This is a genomic window from Acinetobacter sp. YH16053 (assembly GCF_013417035.1).
GTDB classification, from domain to species: domain Bacteria; phylum Pseudomonadota; class Gammaproteobacteria; order Pseudomonadales; family Moraxellaceae; genus Acinetobacter; species Acinetobacter towneri.
Map to the genome: position 1 here is coordinate 19,573 of NZ_VPEP01000009.1, position 19,443 is coordinate 39,015.

15 protein-coding genes are annotated in these 19,443 nt (G+C 41.7%); 11 read left to right on the top strand and 4 right to left on the bottom strand.

The features are described 5' to 3' along the window. The first annotated feature begins 110 nt into the window (after nt 1-110). From FTV43_RS08725 to FTV43_RS08740, 4 genes are all read left to right on the top strand, one after another. Nucleotides 111-1,277, top strand: a complete 1,167-nt coding sequence (locus tag FTV43_RS08725; RefSeq protein WP_096901061.1) for an ATP phosphoribosyltransferase regulatory subunit — start codon at nt 111-113, stop codon at nt 1,275-1,277. A 69-nt stretch (nt 1,278-1,346) separates the two neighbouring features. Then, complete coding sequence (locus tag FTV43_RS08730; RefSeq protein WP_004971574.1) at nt 1,347-2,666, top strand: adenylosuccinate synthase; 1,320 nt, start codon at nt 1,347-1,349, stop codon at nt 2,664-2,666. Nucleotides 2,667-2,904: 238 nt separating this feature from the next. Beyond that, complete coding sequence (locus tag FTV43_RS08735) at nt 2,905-3,213, top strand: hypothetical protein (RefSeq protein ID WP_004971573.1); 309 nt, start codon at nt 2,905-2,907, stop codon at nt 3,211-3,213. Between the two features lie 156 nt (nt 3,214-3,369). Beyond that, a complete protein-coding gene (locus tag FTV43_RS08740) occupies nt 3,370-4,152 on the top strand; it encodes a M48 family metallopeptidase (protein WP_004971571.1) in 783 nt (260 codons plus the stop codon). A gap of 169 nt (nt 4,153-4,321) precedes the next feature. Here the strand turns inward: FTV43_RS08740 and FTV43_RS08745 are convergent, their stop codons facing one another. Both FTV43_RS08745 and crp read right to left on the bottom strand, forming a co-directional pair. After that, a complete protein-coding gene (locus FTV43_RS08745) occupies nt 4,322-5,371 on the bottom strand; it encodes an NADP(H)-dependent aldo-keto reductase (protein WP_179995347.1) in 1,050 nt (349 codons plus the stop codon). A 204-nt stretch (nt 5,372-5,575) separates the two neighbouring features. Next, entirely contained in the window at nt 5,576-6,280 is a 705-nt protein-coding gene (crp, locus tag FTV43_RS08750; protein WP_004971566.1) for a cAMP-activated global transcriptional regulator CRP, read from the bottom strand. A 148-nt stretch (nt 6,281-6,428) separates the two neighbouring features. On the opposite strand from crp, the gene FTV43_RS08755 reads away from it, so the two are divergent. The 3 genes from FTV43_RS08755 to FTV43_RS08765 all read left to right on the top strand — a co-directional run bounded on the left by FTV43_RS08755 (nt 6,429) and on the right by FTV43_RS08765 (nt 11,252). Further along, the gene (locus tag FTV43_RS08755; RefSeq protein WP_070156041.1) at nt 6,429-6,851 is read left to right on the top strand and encodes an OsmC family protein; all 423 of its coding nucleotides are present in this window, start codon (nt 6,429-6,431) and stop codon (nt 6,849-6,851) included. Between the two features lie 309 nt (nt 6,852-7,160). Beyond that, nucleotides 7,161-9,740 (top strand): ATP-dependent chaperone ClpB, encoded by a 2,580-nt coding sequence (gene clpB / locus FTV43_RS08760; protein ID WP_179995348.1) that lies wholly within the window; start codon nt 7,161-7,163, stop codon nt 9,738-9,740. Between the two features lie 228 nt (nt 9,741-9,968). Beyond that, the gene (locus tag FTV43_RS08765) at nt 9,969-11,252 is read left to right on the top strand and encodes a DUF945 family protein (protein WP_179995349.1); all 1,284 of its coding nucleotides are present in this window, start codon (nt 9,969-9,971) and stop codon (nt 11,250-11,252) included. Nucleotides 11,253-11,325: 73 nt separating this feature from the next. Here the strand turns inward: FTV43_RS08765 and rlmKL are convergent, their stop codons facing one another. Further along, nucleotides 11,326-13,530 carry a bifunctional 23S rRNA (guanine(2069)-N(7))-methyltransferase RlmK/23S rRNA (guanine(2445)-N(2))-methyltransferase RlmL gene (rlmKL, locus tag FTV43_RS08770; protein ID WP_179995350.1) on the bottom strand — a complete coding sequence of 735 codons (2,205 nt, stop codon included), beginning with the start codon at nt 13,528-13,530 and terminating at the stop codon, nt 11,326-11,328. A 327-nt stretch (nt 13,531-13,857) separates the two neighbouring features. On the opposite strand from rlmKL, the gene FTV43_RS08775 reads away from it, so the two are divergent. From FTV43_RS08775 to FTV43_RS08790, 4 genes are all read left to right on the top strand, one after another. Next, a complete protein-coding gene (locus tag FTV43_RS08775) occupies nt 13,858-14,247 on the top strand; it encodes a hypothetical protein (protein ID WP_104851793.1) in 390 nt (129 codons plus the stop codon). A gap of 305 nt (nt 14,248-14,552) precedes the next feature. Beyond that, a complete protein-coding gene (locus FTV43_RS08780) occupies nt 14,553-15,569 on the top strand; it encodes an aspartate carbamoyltransferase catalytic subunit (RefSeq protein ID WP_179995351.1) in 1,017 nt (338 codons plus the stop codon). Nucleotides 15,570-15,579: 10 nt separating this feature from the next. Further along, entirely contained in the window at nt 15,580-16,815 is a 1,236-nt protein-coding gene (locus tag FTV43_RS08785) for a dihydroorotase (RefSeq protein ID WP_004971548.1), read from the top strand. A gap of 231 nt (nt 16,816-17,046) precedes the next feature. Further along, nucleotides 17,047-18,531 (top strand): OmpA family protein, encoded by a 1,485-nt coding sequence (locus FTV43_RS08790; RefSeq protein ID WP_179995352.1) that lies wholly within the window; start codon nt 17,047-17,049, stop codon nt 18,529-18,531. Between the two features lie 271 nt (nt 18,532-18,802). On the opposite strand, the gene FTV43_RS08795 is transcribed toward FTV43_RS08790, so the two are convergent. Continuing rightward, nucleotides 18,803-19,441, bottom strand: a complete 639-nt coding sequence (locus FTV43_RS08795; protein ID WP_004971544.1) for a CoA transferase subunit B — start codon at nt 19,439-19,441, stop codon at nt 18,803-18,805. Between the last annotated feature and the right edge of the window lie 2 nt (nt 19,442-19,443).

Sequence of the window (19,443 nt, forward strand, 5' to 3'; positions counted from 1 at the left end):
AAAGTCAGGTGCATGAGCAAAAGTATCATGCTAAACTAGGAGAAATCGGGTGTGCTCCCGATTTTTTTATGCGGATTCGTTCCGCGCAAACAAGAATTTAGGTTTACAACATGCCCATTTCAGAGACATGGTTATTACCTGATGGTGTAGCTGATGTATTACCAGAACAAGCGCAAGTGATTGAAAGCTTGCGTCGTAAGTCACTGGATTTCCTCGCATCTCGAGGTTATCAGTTGGTGTACACGCCATTCATAGAATACATTGAATCTCTATCTTCTCTTTCAGAATCGAATCAAGATTTAGACCTTGCCACATTTAAAGTGATCGACCAACTTTCAGGTCGTTTGCTGGGTGTTCGTGCCGATATGACACCCCAAGTGGCGCGTATTGATGCGCATGTACATCCTGTAGATGGCATTGCACGTTACTGCTATGCAGGTACGGTTTTACATACCAAACCACAAGGTTTTAATACCACACGTGCACCGTTGCAATTGGGTGCAGAGTTATTTGGTTCAGACAGCATTGATGCCGATGTAGAAATGGTTGATCTGATGCTCAGCTTGCTAAAAGAAGCAGGTTTGGCAGAAGGTGTGCATTTAGACTTGGGTCATGTCGGCTTGTTCCGTAGCTTGGTTAAACAAGCAGAATTAAGCAAAGCCACTGAACGTCAATTGTCAGATTTATATCAGCGTAAAGCATTGCCTGAATTGGCAGAATTTACCCAAGATTTAAATTTCGGTTCAGATTTTTATGCTTTAGGTCGCTATGCCAGTGATTTAACTGCTTTGCAGGCTCATTTAAGTGCTGATGTGTTGGAAAATACCGAATTTAAGCAAGCGTTTGAAGCCGTGAAAGCAACACAAGCTGAAATTCAGGCACGTTGGCCAAACTTGCATATTGGTATTGATGTGGTTGAGCTGCGTTCTTATCACTATCACACAGGTTTAATGTATGCAGTGTATGCGCCAAATCGTGCTGCACCATTGGCACAAGGCGGTCGTTATGATGGCATTGGTCAGCATTTCGGACGTGCGCGCCCTGCAACAGGTTTCTCTTGTGACTTGTTTGTATTAAGTGCAGGTCGTTTTGAATCATCGTCTGTTGTTGTTGCGCCTAAAGGCTCACAACCTGATTTAATTGCTGCTATCCAAAACACACGTGCGCAAGGCTTTAGTGTAATTCAATTGTTGGGCAATGATGATTTAAACTCGGTTCCATACGCAACGCACCAATTGGTTCTTGCAAATGGTGAGTGGACAGTCGAAAAAATTTAATCGCCAAGGCATGTTTCATGTTACAGGTCTTGGTTTTCAATTTTAACAGCATGATGTAATGAGGCTATTATGGGCAAGAATGTTGTGGTACTTGGTACCCAATGGGGCGACGAAGGTAAAGGTAAGATCGTCGACCTGCTCACAGATCAGGCGGCGGCAGTCGTTCGTTATCAAGGCGGACACAACGCAGGCCATACTCTCGTGGTTGGTGGTAAGAAAACTGTATTACACCTCATTCCATCAGGTATTTTACGTGAAAACGTACTGTGCTTAATTGGTAATGGTGTAGTACTTTCTCCTGAAGCACTCATTAAAGAAATGGGTATTTTGGAACAAGAAGGCGTGCCAGTGAAAGAGCGTTTACGTATTTCACCAAACTGTCCGCTTATTTTGCCGAACCACATTGCACTTGACCAAGCACGTGAGAAAAAACGTGGTAATGCCAAAATTGGTACAACAGGTCGTGGTATTGGCCCTGCTTATGAAGACAAAGTTGCACGTCGTGCAATCCGTGTTGCAGACTTGGTTCGTGGCGGTGAAGCACTACGCGCTCAATTGACTGAATTATTGGACTATCACAACTTCCAATTGACACAATACTACGGTGTTGAAGCAGTTCAGTTAGATGAAGTTTTAGCGCTATGTGACCAATGGCGTGAAGTGATTGCACCATTAGTGGTTGATGTAACGACTGAAATTCATAATTACCGTAAAAACGGTGACAACATTATGTTTGAAGGTGCGCAAGGTTCATTACTTGATGTTGACCACGGTACTTATCCGTATGTGACTTCATCGAACACGACTGCGGGCGGTGTAAGCTCAGGTTCAGGTTTAGGTCCATTACATTTAGACTACGTTTTAGGGATTACCAAAGCTTATACCACACGTGTAGGTGCAGGCCCATTCCCAACTGAGTTGGTGTATGACGCAGCAAATGACGTAGGTGATGCGATTGGTAAACACTTAGGTACCGTGGGTCACGAGTTCGGTGCTTCTACAGGTCGTCAACGTCGTTGTGGTTGGTTTGATGCCGAAATTTTACGTCGTTCAGTCGATGTAAACTCACTGTCTGGTATCTGCTTGACCAAGTTAGACGTATTGGACGGTTTAGAAGAAATCAAAATCTGCGTAGGTTATGAAAACACCGATTCAGGTTGTGTAGGTTCTTCTGATGCGCTTGCATACGAAAACTTAAAGCCAATTTATGAAACAATGCCAGGTTGGTCTGAATCAACTGTGGGCGCGACCAGTGTAGAACAATTGCCTGAAAATGCAGTGAACTACATCAAACGTCTTGAGCAGTTAATTGAATGTCCAATCGACATTATTTCTACAGGCCCAGACCGCGCAGAAACTATTGTATTACGTCATCCATTTGATGCTTAAGTCGTTGTGCTTTAGCATAGCATTTAAGCTCTGATGATGTATTCAGCCCTGTCTAAATGATGGGGCTTTTTATTGCTGTTGTTTCAGTTTCAATAGCGACTCATTTTTGGAAACATTATAGATGATGCTGAGTGAGTTGTTTTTTCAAGACTAAAGTTGCAGATGACTGGCGCTGTGCAGAGCAGGGTGGCTTGTTACAATGGCTTTAGAAAATTAAATTTAATTAAGGTTATGCAGGATGCATAAAAATATTACCAGTACGATTTTTTATTCTTTATTGTTTGCGATGGGCGGCGCACCGACCATTGCCATGATGCTGATTTTATCGCAAAAGCATGATCCGAATATTATGTATCAGGCATTTATTGGTTTAAGCGTTATTTTTGCCTGTATTTTGGTGCCACTGATTCTGATTCAAAATGCTTACCTACTCTACAAACGCAAAAATCCAGAAATGGAAGAAAAAGTAGAAGTAGTGTCTAAAATTTACTTGGGTTTAAATGTTTTCTGTTTAGTATTTTGGTTGTGTTATCAATTTCTTTACTAGGGTAGTGATTGATCGCTCAGACATACAATCTGTACACAGCTTAGGCGTTGTTTACATAAATGATATGTTTATGAAGTGATTATAGATTTAAAGCCTTGAATTGATTTCATATAATTGATTGGTATGAAGATAGCTCGCAAGGCGGAGATTATTATAATGAACAAAAAACTGATGTTAAGTTTATGTGCCGCAGGCGCAATCACAGTTTCAGGGTGTACGACTGTTGCAGACATGGCGGGTGCAGATACTGCGACCTTAAATGCAACTGCAACCAAAAGCTATAATGAAATGGTGCAAGACGCACGCAATAAAAATCAGTTAGACACAAGCTCCACCACGTATAAACGTATCAATACTGTGTTTCAGCGTTTGATTCCACATGCCAATCAAATGAACCAAACAGGTCAGCCTTTCCAGTGGCAATTGGCGGTACTTAAGTCTGATCAAGTCAATGCTTTTGTCGCACCTGGTGGTAAAGTGGTGTTCTACACTGGTATTGTGAATAAACTGAATTTAACTGATGCTGAAATTGCCGCAATTATGGGGCATGAAATGGTGCATGCTTTAGAAGAACACGCGAAAAGTAAAATTGGTGCACAGGCTTTAACCAATATTGCCTTGAACGTAGGTTTAAGTGCGGCAGGCAATAACGTTGGTCAATTGGGTGCAGCAGCAGCGCAATTGGGTACCCAAATTGGGATTGGCTTGCCATATTCACGTAATTTGGAAAGTCGTGCCGATCAGGGTGGTTTAATGCTGATGGCGCGTGCAGGTTATAACCCACAAGCTGCAATTACCCTTTGGGAAAAAATGAACAAGCTTGAAGGTGGCGGCGGTGCGTCCTTCTTATCGACTCACCCATCGAACAGTCAGCGTATTGAAGCAATGCGTAAAAACTTGCCAGCAGCACAAGCGCTATATAACCAAAGTCGTCGTTAAGATGACCTCAGCCAGTTCAACTGGTTAAGATAAAACACAAAAAAGATGCGCATGGTTTTATGCGCATCTTTTTTTATGAAGACTTTTTGACTTTAAACAGCATAAAAATGATGAGTTATTGCTGAGTTCATATTTTTAATTTCATTTTAAAGCAGTGCTTAAAATAAAATTAGGGCGCTGGATTGGGTTGTTGACGATGAATGGCTTCAATGCCTTGTAAAATTTCATCTGATAAGGTGATGTCAAAGGCATCAATATTTTCTTTGAGTTGCGCCATATTCGTCGCGCCAATAATGGTACTTGTCACAAAAAATTGCTGCTTGATAAATGCCAGCGCCAGTTGCGTCAAACTCAAGCCGTGTTGTTCTGCAAGTTGGGCGTATTGCTCGGTTGCCCATTCGCTTTGTGGATTACTGTAACGGCTAAAACGTGAATATAGCGTGACACGTGCATTGGCAGGGCGTGCGCCATGACGGAATTTACCAGTTAAATAACCAAAAGCCAAAGGTGAGTAGGCGAGTAGTCCAACACCTTCATAATGGGCGATTTCAGACATGCCAATTTCATAAGTACGATTCAGCAAGTTATATGGATTTTGTACGCTGACAAATTTACTTAATCCTAATTGTTCTGCCAAGTGTAAAAACTTCATGGTGCCCCAAGGGGTTTCATTCGACAGACCTATATAGCGAATCCGTCCTTTTTGAATTTCTTGTTGCAACGCGGTTAAGGTTTCAGCAAGGTCGGTTACTTCTTGCGTATTTTGTGCTTCTTGGTTGCCATAACCAAGTTTGCCAAAAAAGTTGGTTGGGCGTTGTGGCCAGTGCAGTTGGTATAAGTCGATATAGTCGGTTTGCAGGCGTTTTAAATTGCCATCCAGTGCAGAATGAATATCCTCTGCGTTAAAGCGGGTTTTGCCGTCTCGAATATGACTGCCGCCTTGCGAAGGGCCTGCAATTTTAGAGGCTAAAAATAATTTGTCACGTCCGCCACGTTGTTGTAACCAATTGCCAATGATGGTTTCGGTTGCACCTTGAGTTTCTACTTTTGGTGGTACGGGATACATTTCTGCGGTATCCCAAAAATATAAGTCTCGTTCTAGCGCATAATCGAGTTGTTGAAAGGCTTCTTGCTGGGTATTTTGTTCACCAAATGTCATGGTGCCTAAACAGATTTCTGGAACTAGAATGCCTGTTTTTGCCAATGGTTTAAATTGCATATTGTCTCTCGCTCAAGATTATATGTATATATTGATGTTACAAGAGCTGAAACCATTTTGCGCCACTTGTGGCTGCGAAAATTGCTACTTCATTGTAGTGACAGCAATAATGGTATTTTGATAATTGAAAATGGTAAAAAGTTAACAGCTGGTAATAAAAAAGCAAATCCGAAGATTTGCTTTTTTAATGAGCATATAGATGGTTTACTCGTCATCAAAGTTGCCATCAGTGGATTCATTTTGCTCCAAAGAAGCATCAAAAATCAGAATGGCTTTACCATCAGTTTCAATCATGCCTTGTTCTTCAAGTGTTTTTAGAACACGCCCGACCATTTCACGTGAACAGCCGACAATACGACCAATTTCTTGGCGTGTAATACGAATTTGACGACCGTTTGGCAAAATCATGGCTTCTGGTTGCGCAGAAAGATCAATCAAGCAACGTGCAATACGACCAGACACATCTATAAAGGCAAGGTCAGTTACCTTACGTGTAGTATTTTTTAAACGACGTACCAGCTGTGCAAAAACGGCATAGCTTAAGTCAGGATATTGTTTGCTGAGTTCGTGGAAGTTTTCATAAGTAATTTCTGCAATTTCACAGACATCACGAGTACGAACTTCTGCAGTACGTTGTGGATTCGATTCAAACAGACCCATTTCCCCAAAAAAGTCGCCTGGATTCAAATATGCCACAACAATTTCGCGATCATCATCTTCGCGAAGAATAATTGATACTGAACCTTTTAAAATCAAATATAACGATTTAGATTCAGTCCCCGCATCAACAATAGTTGTCCGTTTTGGATAACGGTTGATGTATGCACGTTTTAATAATGCTTTGACTGAGTCAGGCAGTTGTCCAGGGGACAATGCATCAGTGCTCAGCTGTGAAAAGTTTGAAGTCATGCTAACGGTTCCGAAAATGGATAAATAATAGATCGCACAAGACCTAGTCTGAACTTGTCACACAGTAGAGATGAAATTCCTTATCAACTCAAGTTATGTTAGTGTACAAATACCCGTGTCAATTTATAGTTTTTTTTAGGTAGTTGCAATGCAAACAAGTGTTCAGTGGTTAGAGAACGTTGCTTTTGAAGCCAAATCAGAAAGTGGTCATTCTGTAGTGATGGATGGATCCGCAGAATATGGTGGTGAAAACCGTGGTCCACGTCCTATGGAGTTAATCTTAATGGGACTTGGTGGTTGTGCTTCATTCGATATTGTGACTATTTTAAAAAAATCACGCCAAGAAGTGACGCATGTTGAATGTCAGTTAACAGCAGAACGTGCCGATAGCATCCCTGCAGTGTTCACCAAAATTCATTTGCATTTTGTGGTCAAAGGCAAGGCTGTTAAGGAAAAGCAGGTCGCGAAGGCGGTTGAACTTTCAGCAGAAAAATACTGTTCTGCCAGTAAAATGCTATCTGATGGTGGTGTTGAAATTAGCCATGATTTTGAAATTATTGAACAAGATTAAGCGTTGACTGATAGGTCATACAATGGTTGGTATATTTGCCAATCATTGTAACTAAATATTTCTATTTGCATAAATAATAATCAAAAGCCTTTAATTGATTGATATGCAAGTGTATGTCAATGACTCAACTAAAATAAAAAATTACCAGACTAAACTTGAAATTTACTTTAATTAGTCCAATATTATAATTGAAATCTAACTGTTAATTTCAATTAAGATTTTGAAAAATATATAAAAATTCAATTGAAATTTACGCCTGCGTTCCCATATATCCATCAAGTACACAATTTGTTGTGAGGAATAACAAGAATGCGTTTTGAAAAGTTTACCAACCGACTACAGCAAGCTTTATCCGATGCCCAATCTCTTGCGATAGGGAAAGATCACACTGCCATTGAAGGCATTCACTTATTGGCGACTTTGCTCGAAGAAGCCTCCAATGTCAGTTTATTACAACAAGCAGGCGCCAACCTACGTGATTTGCAAAGCAAATTACAGCAAGCGATTGCCGATGCACCGACTTTGGCCAATCCAACAGGCGATATCAACTTAAGTCCAGATGCGGTTAAAGCCCTGAATTTGGCTGACAGTTTTGCCCAAAAAGCAGGTGATGAGTTCTTGTCAACCGATTGGTTGATGCTGGGTTTGACCGAAGTGGGCGCGACCAAAACACTACTGAACAGTGTAGGCGTGACTTCAGCCAGTTTGCGTAGCGTGATTGACAAAATTAGAGGGGATGAAAAAGTCATGAGCAATAATCACGAAGATCAACGTGACTCACTCAATAAATATACCATCGACTTAACTGAACGTGCGTTGGCGGGCAAGCTAGACCCTGTAATTGGTCGTGATGATGAAATCCGCCGTACCGTTCAGGTGTTGTCACGCCGTACCAAAAACAACCCAGTACTCATTGGTGAACCTGGTGTGGGTAAAACTGCGATTGTTGAAGGTTTGGCGCAGCGTATTGTGAATGGTGAAGTGCCTGAAAGTTTAAAAGGTAAACGTGTTTTATCTTTAGATTTGGGCTCATTGTTGGCAGGTGCGAAATATCGCGGTGAGTTTGAAGAACGCCTAAAAGCGGTCTTAAAAGACTTGGCGAAACAAGAAGGGGAAGTCATCTTATTTATTGATGAATTACACACACTTGTGGGTGCAGGTAAAGGCGATGGTGCCATGGATGCAGGCAATATGTTGAAACCTGCATTGGCGCGTGGCGAATTGCGCTGTGTGGGTGCAACCACTTTAGATGAGTATCGTCAATATATTGAAAAAGATGCAGCTTTAGAGCGTCGTTTCCAAAAAGTATTGGTTGATGAGCCAAGTGTAGAAGACACCATTGCAATTTTACGAGGTCTGAAAGAACGCTACGAAGTGCACCACGGGGTTAAAATTTTAGATTCGGCGATTATTGCCGCCGCTAAAATGTCGCACCGTTATATCACTGACCGTCAACTTCCCGACAAGGCAATTGATTTGGTGGATGAGGCAGCGTCACGGATTAAAATGGAGCTAGATTCTAAGCCTGAAGCCTTAGATAAATTAGAGCGCCGTTTAATTCAATTAAAACTGCAACTTGAAGCCGTGAAGAAAGATGAAGATGCAGGCAGCCGTGCTGAAGTTGCACATCTGGAAAAACAAATTATTGAAGTTCAAAATGAATACAATGATTTGGAAGAAGTTTGGAAAGCGGAAAAAACCTTGGTTGAAGGCACTAAGCAAATTCAGACTCAGCTTGATCAGGCACGTATGGCATTGCAAAAAGCGCAACGTGAAAATGACTTGGCGGAAATGTCACGTTTACAATACGGTGTGATTCCTGAGTTGGAAAAACAACTGGCACAAGATGAGTTGGTTGAAGAGAAAGAAGAACCAAAATTATTGCGTAACAAAGTTACGGACAATGAAATTGCTGAAGTCGTGAGTGCTGCAACGGGCATTCCTGTATCGAAAATGCTGCAGGGTGAACGTGAAAAATTGCTACACATGGAAGATTTCTTGCATAACCGTGTGGTGGGGCAAGATGAAGCTGTGGTGGCGGTGTCGAATGCGGTACGTCGTTCACGCGCAGGTTTGTCTGATCCTAACCGTCCAAGTGGTTCGTTCCTGTTCCTTGGCCCAACAGGGGTAGGTAAAACAGAATTGACCAAAGCGTTAGCGAACTTCTTGTTTGACAGCGATGACGCCATGATTCGGATTGATATGTCTGAATTTATGGAAAAACACTCGGTCAGCCGTTTGGTCGGTGCGCCTCCAGGCTATGTCGGTTATGAAGAAGGTGGTGTATTAACCGAAGCAGTACGTCGTAAACCGTACAGTGTGGTGCTGTTTGATGAGGTGGAAAAAGCCCATCCAGACGTATTTAACATCTTGTTGCAGGTGTTGGATGACGGACGCCTAACCGACTCGCAAGGTCGCGTGGTGGACTTTAAGAACACTGTAATTGTGATGACTTCTAACTTGGGTTCACACGAAGTACGTGAATTGGGTGACAATCCAACACGTGAAGAAGTGCGTACCGTGGTCATGGCCGCAGTTTCACAACATTTCCGCCCTGAGTTTATTAACCGTATTGATGAGTTGGTGGTGTTCCATTCACTGGAAAAAGCACAAATTCGTGGCATTGCCGATATTCAATTGGATCGTTTACGTGCGCGTTTAAGCGAACGCGACTTGAGCTTGTCGATAGACGATACTGCATTTGATCAATTGATTGAAGCAGGTTTTGACCCAGTCTACGGTGCGCGTCCATTGAAACGTGCAATTCAGCAACAAGTGGAAAACACATTGGCGCAAAAAATCCTCGCAGGTGACTTTGTTGCAGGTGATACGATTTTAATTAAAGCTGAAAATGGTCATTTGCTGTTTGAAAAAATGAAACTCAGCTAATTGGCTATGTGTAAGCAACTTTTAAGAAACCCAGCTTCGGCTGGGTTTTTTATGACTGACAATTTAGGTCACATAAGTAAAATTTTTGGTAAAAAATGACAGCTATTTTTAATATTTTGTGATGAATATTATATTTAAGTGATTTATTTGCAAAACAATTATCTTTTTTAAAGAAGATTAATTATAATTTATTGTTCAATAAGAATAGATAAATTCTGAGCAGAATCTATGTCAAAAATAGTATGGGGTGGAATGGGGGTTGCAGTGTTGGCAGGAGCTGTCACTGCAGGAAATTTATATGCAGATAAGAGCCTGCGTGAGCATTATCAACAAAATTTAAATCCTGTACCCAATGTGAGCGTCCAATATACGGACTACGACATGGGGACTTTAACAGGTACTGCCAAATGGAAAATGACCATTATTGCAGACCCATGTAATGCTAAAGAAAAACTGGTGTTTCACGGACAAGATCAAATTCAGCGGACATGGAAAGGTTACCAAATTGATTCTAAAATGAATCTGGAACAAGGGCAGGGACAATTTTCCGAGTTCTTTCAGCAGCCTCTAAATGTGACAACGCAAGTGAATTGGTTGGGTGTATCGACCACGAAATTGAGCATACCTGCTATAGAGAAAAAAGAAGCAGGACTTGAAGCTAAATTTTCTCCTATGCAGATTGAGTTTCAGGCGAAACAAAGTCAGGGGCAGCAGAAAATTGTAAATATGAGTTTTGATGTGCCTCAATTGACGGTGCTGGATCAATTTGGACATCTTCAAGTAAAAGGCATGCAGTTTAAAACCAATCAGGCTTTGAATGTGCAGTCTTTAGAGCCGGGCTATTTCCAATTCAGTATTGCAGAAATGCAGCGTCAAGACCCAAAAGCAGTGGGTTCAGGCAAAATGAAAGACTTCAGTTGGCGTATGGATACTCAACTGCATGAGCGCACGGTAGATATTCAATCGAAATTTAAAATTGCCGAGTTGGGTTTAAATAATGTGCCTGCCATGCAAGACCTGCAAGTGAATTGGGATGTTAAAAACTTGCAGCGCAGTAAAATGCAGACGTTTCTTGATATTGTGCAAAAACAAAACAACTCATGCCTAGAAGCGGAAAACTTTGAGAAAGAAGTTCAACAAGCCTTGTTGGCTGTGATTAATGAGGGCTTTCAGTTCGAATCCAAGAAGAATCAGTTGAAATTAGGCACAGGCAGTATTCGGGCAGATTTGGTTGGTAAAGTGATGCCAGGGCATCAAACCACTGTAGAAGGCTTAGCGAAAATGTTCCCAAGTTTATTGGAAATGCAAACCGATGTGAGTTTTAACAAGCAAGTGGTCAAAACCATTATGAATAATTATATGAATGCTGCAGGTAAAAGCATGTCTGATCAAGAGTTGGAACAGATACTCAGTGCGATGCAAAGCAATCAGCAAATTCAACGTGATGGTGATGAATTTAAACTGTCGATGCATTATCAATATGGTGAAAAGAAGTTTTTAACTGGTCAATAATCTAGATACTGATCTACGATAAAACAAAGCCTGTTCAAATGAACAGGCTTTGTTGTATTGCCATATCGTTTATTTAAACAGGCGGGTGCTGAATTTTCCAAGCACGGTGGATTTTGGTGTTGCGTTTGAAATCTTGCCCAATGGTTTCATGGCTAATTTCCTGCACATCAAACATGGCTTCAATTTCTTCATCCATTTCAAAACCACGGTAGTTGTTGGAGAAGTACAGCGTTCCGCCTGTGGTTAAGCGGTTCATGGCACGCTTAATTAAAGAAACGTGGTCGCGTTGTACGTCAAATGTTCCGTAGAACTTTTTAGAGTTTGAGAAAGTTGGTGGGTCAATAAAGATCAGATCATATTGTTCATGACCTTCTTTGAGCCATTCAAAACAGTCGCTAGCAAAGAATTGATGCTGTTCATCGGCATGGTCTACAGTCAAACCGTTCAGTACGAAGTTTTCTTTAGACCAGTTTAAATAGGTGTTAGATAAATCGACACTGGTGGTGCTTGCAGCCCCGCCAAGTGCAGCATGCAAACTTGCAGTTGAGGTGTAACTGTATAAATTCAGGAAGTGCTTACCACGTGCTTCTTTGGCAATGCGTAAACGCATTTGACGGTGGTCTAGGAATAAACCTGTATCTAAATAATCCGTCAGGTTGACCAAAATTTTCGCTTGACCTTCTTGCACGATAAAACGCTTAGAAGCAGTACTTTGTTTGGTGTACTGATTTTTACCTTCTTGGCGGGCACGTGTCTTAATGAATACCGCATCACGGCCTAAGCCTGTTACAGCACGAATTGCTTGTAATGCAAGATTAAAACGCTTTTTGGCTTTTTCAGGATCAATTTTTTTCGGTGGTGCATATTCTTGTACGTGCAAACGATCGCCGTATAAATCGACTGCGACATTAAAATCAGGCAAGTCTGCATCGTATAAACGTAAGCAATAGACATTATCTTTCACCGCCCATTTTTTCAGGCTTTGCATATTTTTCTGTAAGCGGTTGGTGAAGTCTTCTGCACCTTCAATCGGTTCAAATTGCTGAGGTTGCCAGTCAGCTAAGAATGGACGTGCTACTGTTGCAGGTTTGATCGTGCCAAAACGTACGTAAATTGGTAGTTTACCGTTCATCAAACGTAGAATTTGAGGGTCATTAAATGCCAGTACATCGGCTTGTTCGACCTGTGCGGCAATTACAGCTGCTTTTTGATTTGGGAAATGCTTTTGCAAAAGGGCAGACAGACCCAAATATAAGGCACGGTTCGAGGCTTTATCGCCCAAACGTTCACCATAAGGTGGGTTGGTGACAATAAAGGCCTTTTTACCTTCGGCTTGAAAGTCGGGCCAGTCAGCCAAAGTACGTTCTTCAATTTGAATCTGATCGAGCAGACTTTCAAAACCTGCCGCAATAATATTTTGCTTGGTGGCTTTGACTGCTTCCCAGTCGGCATCGAAAGCATAGAATTTTGGCAAGGGCTGTTGTAATGCAGTTTGATGGCGTTCTGCCGCTTCTGCTTTAATGCTCATCCACAATTCATGGTCGTGACCTTGCCAACCGTTAAAACCAAAACGACGTACCAAACCCGGTGCACGGTCAGTTAGCATCATCAATGCTTCAATAATAAACGTGCCCGAACCACACATTGGGTCTAAAATAATGTCGGGTTGAATTTGTTGTAACTGACCTTTTTGCAGAATTGCTGCGGCAAGGTTTTCTTTAATTGGGGCATCGGTCATAAAACGACGATAACCACGTTTATGCAACGAGTCGCCCGATAAATCTAAACAGTAGGTGTGTTCAGTTTTCCCTGCTAAAACATACAGCGTAATTTCTGGCTGTTTGATGTCGATGCTTGGGCGTTTGCCCACAGCGTCCATAAATGAATCGACCACACCATCTTTAACGCGCAAGGTCGCAAATTGGCTGTTCACTTTAATGTCACGCTCTATATGCAAACGCACTGCAAAAGTACTTTGTGGCGCAAAAATCAGTGACCAGTCAAAGCTCAGCGCACCTTCATAAAGCTCTTCGGCTACATCGCGCGCGTCGTGACTAAATTCAATTTCGTGTGTGTGAATTGGTGTAAGGACACGTGAGGCTAAACGTGACCACATGCAGACACGATAGGCATTTTCGAGTGTGCCTTTGAAAATTAAACGACCCGGTAAACGTTCGATATTTTGAATACCTAAACCTTGCATTTCTTCTTGCAATAAGGTTTCAAGTCCATCTGCACAGGTGACCCAATATGTAGAAAGACGGGGTTTCGAATTCATGAAAATTTCCAAAAGCAATTCAGCAATCGGCTATTTTACCGTATTTTGTGCTAGAAAACTTAGTGATTTAGCGTGAATCGTGCAGAATTTTAAAGGTCTAGATTTGAAGAGCTTCAGGGCATTTTTTACTGTTTTTTTCTAAAAAGGCAATGAGGATGTAATGACATCTCTAAAAAATTTTGAGTGATTGTATTGCGGAAAAATAAAAACCTGAATATTCACATGATTGGTATGTATTTTGCTCATACATTGTTGTGATGGTGAACATTTTGCAGATGAGCATCAAACACTGCAAAACAACAATGAAGCGATAAGGGGAATATTTAAATGACCACGGCTACTTTAAACACGGCACAGGCTTTAACAGCAAATAACGAGATTTTTTCAGTTGCCACTTTAATTTATACGCGATTAAGACGGGTCAGTGGACGTGTGATTGATGTCATGTATCTGGTTGAAAATTCAGACTATGCACGTGCTGTGCTGCAATTGGCGCTCGCTACACACGATGAGGAATTGTGCCGTTATGCGCTGCGCTTAAACAGTATATTGGCTAACTTAATGGATGCTGATGCAGAAATAACGTCGCCACAGACTGAAGCGCAGCAATTAGATGCAGTAGAAAATATAGAAAATATAGATGACTTGACTGAACCTACAGCTGAAGAAATTTATCGGGCGCAGGTGTCCCATCATTATATAGGGGCATTGCGTTAAACGGTGAATTGTACAGACTATGCCTACATAGCCTGAAGGTTGCGTAGGCAGTTGTAGACGAAGATTGACCCACCAGATGTTCATCAAGCTCATATCAAGATGATTGGCTAGCAGAGCAGTTAAATATAAATGCCATCCTTTCACATCGCTTTGTAGAGTATTAAGCATGAAAGAAAGTGTAGATGAGTCTGCATGACTTAATTTTTAAAATCATAAGTTTCTTTTGACTAAATCATGCCAAGTTACACTGCTTTGCCAAATCAATTTCTGTATAATGCGTTAACTTAACGTATAAGGAATCTCTCATGCATTTGGCGGCATTGCATACTCCGAGCCAGATTCAATTGAATAAAGATGGGCATTTAAAACACTTTTTAACCATCGAAGGTCTTTCCAAAGAAACCCTCACCCAAATTCTGGACACAGCACAGTCCTTTTTCAATGAACAAAACCAACTGATCACCAATAATTTGCTCGAAGGGCGCACGGTGATGAATTTGTTCTTCGAAAACTCTACTCGTACCCGCACCACATTTGAAGCCGCAGCCAAGCGTCTTTCTGCCAATGTACTCAATATTGATATTGCCCGTTCAAGTACCTCTAAAGGTGAAACTTTGCGTGACACTTTGTGGAACTTAGAGGCGATGGCTGCTGACATTTTTGTGGTGCGTCATTCATCTTCAGGTGCAGCACATTTTATTGCTAAAACGGTTTGCCCAAAGGTTGCCATTATTAATGCGGGTGATGGCCGTCATGCACATCCAACGCAAGCGATGTTGGATATGCTGACCATTCGCCGTGAAACCCAACGACCTTATGAAGAATTAAGTGTTGCGATTATTGGTGATATTAAACATTCACGCGTGGCGCGTTCCGATGTGGCTGCCTTGCAAACACTGGGCTGTAAAGACATTCGCGTGATTGCACCGAACACCTTGTTGCCCTACGGTTTTGATGAATATGGCGCAGGCGTGCGTTTATTTAACAAAATGGAAGAAGGCATTAAAGATTGCGACGTGATTATCACCCTGCGTATTCAAAATGAACGTATTGATTCGCCAGCACTTGCCTCACAAGCCGAATTCTACAAAATGTATGGTTTAAACAAAGAGCGGTTGGCGCTTGCAAAAGCAAACTGTATTGTGATGCATCCTGGTCCAATGAACCGTGGTGTCGAAATTGATTCAAGCATTGCCGATGGGCCTCAATCGGTGATTTTAAATCAAGTAACCAACGGTATTGCGGTACGTATGGCGGTATTGGCCTTGGCGATGCAAGGTCAATTGCAAGAACAAGGTTTGATTGACGCGATTGCGGTATAAGGAAAAAGTCATGGCGATTGTAAAAATTGAAAATGTACGTGTGCTTGACCCAATCCAGCAAATTGACCGCGTACAAACGGTATATCTTGAAAATGGCAAGTTGGTTGCAGAAAGTGCAGATATTAGCGAAAGCATAGATGCCCAAGGTCAATGGCTCATGCCAACTATGGTAGATTTATGCGCACGTTTACGTGAACCTGGTCAGCAACAACACGGCACGCTCAAATCTGAAGGCAAGGCTGCCCGTGAAAATGGCATCCTGCACTTATTTACCCCACCTGATTCTAAACCGATTGTGCAAGATAACGGCGCACTTATTCATGGTTTGGTCGAAAAAGCCATGTTGGATGGCGGCATTTATTTAGAAGTAATTGGTGCACAAACTCAAGGTTTAAACGGCAAGCAGCCTGCCAATATGGCGGGACTGAAAAAAGGCGGCTGTAGTGCAGTGTCCAATGCCAATGCACCTTTTGAAGATGATGATGTCGTGATTCGCACACTGGAATATGCTGCAGGTTTGGACATGACCGTGGTGTTCTATGCCGAAGAACCGCAAATTGCTAAAGATGGCTGTGTGCATGAAGGTTTTATTGCATCGCGTCAGGGCTTGCCTATGATTCCAACTTTGGCAGAAACCGTAGCGATTGCCAAATATTTGCTGATGATTGAAGCCACAGGTGTACGTGCGCATTTTGGCCTATTGTCTTGTGGTGCATCAGTTGAATTGATTCAACAAGCTAAAGCCAAAGGTTTACCTGTCACTTGTGATGTTGCGATGCATCAACTGCATTTAACCGATCAAATTATTGATGGTTTTAACTCGTTAGCGCATGTACGTCCGCCACTGCGCTCAGAGCAAGACAAAGCATTACTGCGTCAAGGTGTAAAAGATGGTGTGATTGATGCGATTTGTACTCATCATGAGCCGTTAAATAGCTCTGCAAAAATGGCACCATTTGCAGATACTTTGTCAGGTTTTACTGCATTTGATACTTATATTCCATTTGGGATTCAACTGATTCAGGAAGGTCTGTTCAGTCCATTGGAATGGGTAGAAAAAGTGACACTTGCACCTGCGCGTGTGGCAAAAATGCAAAGTCGTTGGGAACAGGAAGCGGGTTGGGTCTTGGTTGATCCAGAAGTGGAATGGACACTGAACAAAGAAACGATTGTGTCACAAGGCAAAAATACGCCTTTGATTAATCAAGTTGTAAAAGGCAAAGCAGTACGCGTCTTTACTGCTTAATATGCTCTGATTGATATTTTATTTTCAAGTTTAAATAAGAGTCAGCTTCGGCTGGCTTTTTTATTGAATTTTAACAATCCCCAAATAGAAAATCGAAGAAGAGACTCTACATGCCGTTGACTCAAATTTCACAACAAAATCAAAACACCACAATTTATTACATTTGTTTAAATTTTAAGCATATACACTAAAAAACAGCTTGAAAACAAAGACAAAAAAGAGGGCATATATATGCAAACAGATTTTATAGACTTGCTCAAACAAAGTGTGTCATCCATTGTATTGGAAGGGGAAACCCAGCATTTGCTTGAAAAAAATCAGGCATTAAATAGTTTTTATCCCATTTTATTGTCTATTTTAAATTCACGACCTGAACTGATTGACAATCTGCTGCGACAACTGAATCCACGTGTGGGCGATGTATTTGGTTCAAATCTATCTTTAAAACAGCAGTTTTTAGATTTGGTCAGCGGCACAGCACCGCAAACCGAAATTGAAAACACCCTGAATCGTTCAATTGCACCAAGTTTAAACTTTTTGGAAAATCAGGCAGGTTCATCTGACCCAGTTGCCATTCAGCATTTACTGCAAAACAATTTAGATTCAATTCAGGCGGCTTTACCGCAGTGGGCAACAGCATTATTGGCTGCTTTGGGGGTAAATAATGCTGCAGGACAAACCATACATCATGCACCTGAAGTTATTGTGACTGAGCCAGTAGAAGAACGCCGTTCGTGGCTATTGCCAATTTTAGCTTTAATTATTTTAATTGGTTTATTGGCATTTTTATTCCGTGCATGCAGTGACCGCAACAAAACGCCTGCAACCACCCAGACTCAAGTGGCAGCGAATCAAGCTGCAATGTTACAAGTCAGTACGGGTAGTGATGGTAATTTGGTGACTTGTCAAATTTTGTTAAATAACTCAAGTTATATGGAAATTTTGCAAAATGAAGTGAAGCAAATTTTTAATCATCCAACAGGTTGTGGTGCAGAAAATTTTGCCAACTATCATTCGGAATTTATTGATCAGGACGTGATTCCAAGCGTTTTAAAAATGCTGAAAGGTGTACCGAATGTCAATTTAAACTGGGTGGGTAATCAACTGTCTATTCAAGCCGCGAACCCTGCCGATGCAGAGCGTTTAGCCAGTCAAATTCGTCCATTGGCTAAAAACATGACTGTAGTGACTCAGCAACCTGCAGAAACTACAGTAACCGATGTTAATCAGGCTGTAACCAGCAGTATTAGCAATGCCGAGCAGGCTTTGGCTGCAATTAATCCTGACAATATTCAAGCTTTGGATATTGCGACGGCACTCAATATGCAAATCATTAATTTTGATTCTGCATCGACTGAAATTCCAGCAGCCAATAAGTCTATTTTAGATCAGGCTGCGGTATTGATGCAGCGCGCGCCACAAGTGCAATTAACCGTGAAAGGGCATACCGATGCCGTAGGTGATGCCAATGCCAACAAAACTTTGTCACAACAACGTGCGCAAGCAGTGGTCGATTATTTAGTATCACGTGGTGTAAATCCGGGTCAATTGCAAGCCATTGGTTTTGGTTCAGAGCAGCCGATTGCGGCAAATGCAACGCCAGAAGGTCAATTTAAAAACCGCCGTATTGAGTTTGAAGTCTTGAATGTAGATACAGGCACGGTGCGTAGTGTGGAAGATGCTGGCGTGGTAGAGCAAAAGGCGCCTCAATCTTAAAATAGGTCTATTTTCTTGTAAGCCTTCACTTTGCAAAGTGAAGGCTTTTTTATTGTGGATCAATCCCGAAGTATTGTGCAAATATCGAAATTGAAAGTGATTTTTTAAATGATTTTTGGTTTAGTGGAATCGTTTTATAAATCATTGATTTATTGGTTTTGTTGAGTGGAAAAGTATAGGAGTCAAAATAAACTCTCTCCCTTGTATTAAGTTTTAAAGCAGTGCATCAAAACTTGCAAAGGAGAGGGGGAGTTAACTTGAGATAAATTCATCAAGCTGCGACTTTTTGCAAGGCAACGCCTGTAACTTTTTGAATTTCATCAAAACTGACATCAGGTGCAAGTTCAATCAACTTTACGCCTTGTGGGGTAATATCAAGTACGCCTAAGTCGGTAATGATACGATGCACCACTGCTTTACCCGTAAGTGGTAAACTGCACTGCGATACAATTTTAGGTGTACCATCTTTGGCACAATGTTCCATCAACACCACAACTTTTTGTACGCCTGCGACCAAATCCATTGCACCGCCCATGCCTTTAACTTTCTTGCCGGGAATCATCCAATTGGCAAGATCGCCTTGTTCAGAAACTTCCATTGCCCCTAAAATGGCGATATTGACATGCCCGCCACGAATCATGGCAAAGGAATCTGCGCTGGAGAAAAATGCCGCACCTTTACGTGCAGTCACAGTTTGTTTGCCTGCATTGATCAGGTCGGCATCTACAGTTTCGGCAGTTGGGAACTCACCAATGCCAAGCAAGCCATTTTCGGACTGTAACCAGACATTGATATGTTCAGGAATATAATTGGCGACCAGTGTGGGTAAGCCAATGCCTAAATTGACATAAAAACCATCTTCTAATTCTTGTGCAGCGCGCTGCGCCATTTGATTACGCGTCCAAGCCATGT

Coding starts and splice junctions, on each gene's coding strand:
- FTV43_RS08755 (WP_070156041.1), top strand. CDS start 6,429: ATGCAAACAAGTGTTCAGTGGTTAGAGAACGTTGCTTTTGAAGCCAAA.
- FTV43_RS08795 (WP_004971544.1), bottom strand. CDS start 19,441: ATGGCTTGGACGCGTAATCAAATGGCGCAGCGCGCTGCACAAGAATTA.
- FTV43_RS08765 (WP_179995349.1), top strand. CDS start 9,969: ATGTCAAAAATAGTATGGGGTGGAATGGGGGTTGCAGTGTTGGCAGGA.
- rlmKL (WP_179995350.1), bottom strand. CDS start 13,530: ATGAATTCGAAACCCCGTCTTTCTACATATTGGGTCACCTGTGCAGAT.
- crp (WP_004971566.1), bottom strand. CDS start 6,280: ATGACTTCAAACTTTTCACAGCTGAGCACTGATGCATTGTCCCCTGGA.
- FTV43_RS08745 (WP_179995347.1), bottom strand. CDS start 5,371: ATGCAATTTAAACCATTGGCAAAAACAGGCATTCTAGTTCCAGAAATC.
- FTV43_RS08730 (WP_004971574.1), top strand. CDS start 1,347: ATGGGCAAGAATGTTGTGGTACTTGGTACCCAATGGGGCGACGAAGGT.
- FTV43_RS08790 (WP_179995352.1), top strand. CDS start 17,047: ATGCAAACAGATTTTATAGACTTGCTCAAACAAAGTGTGTCATCCATT.
- FTV43_RS08735 (WP_004971573.1), top strand. CDS start 2,905: ATGCATAAAAATATTACCAGTACGATTTTTTATTCTTTATTGTTTGCG.
- FTV43_RS08780 (WP_179995351.1), top strand. CDS start 14,553: ATGCATTTGGCGGCATTGCATACTCCGAGCCAGATTCAATTGAATAAA.
- FTV43_RS08775 (WP_104851793.1), top strand. CDS start 13,858: ATGACCACGGCTACTTTAAACACGGCACAGGCTTTAACAGCAAATAAC.
- FTV43_RS08785 (WP_004971548.1), top strand. CDS start 15,580: ATGGCGATTGTAAAAATTGAAAATGTACGTGTGCTTGACCCAATCCAG.
- clpB (WP_179995348.1), top strand. CDS start 7,161: ATGCGTTTTGAAAAGTTTACCAACCGACTACAGCAAGCTTTATCCGAT.
- FTV43_RS08725 (WP_096901061.1), top strand. CDS start 111: ATGCCCATTTCAGAGACATGGTTATTACCTGATGGTGTAGCTGATGTA.
- FTV43_RS08740 (WP_004971571.1), top strand. CDS start 3,370: ATGAACAAAAAACTGATGTTAAGTTTATGTGCCGCAGGCGCAATCACA.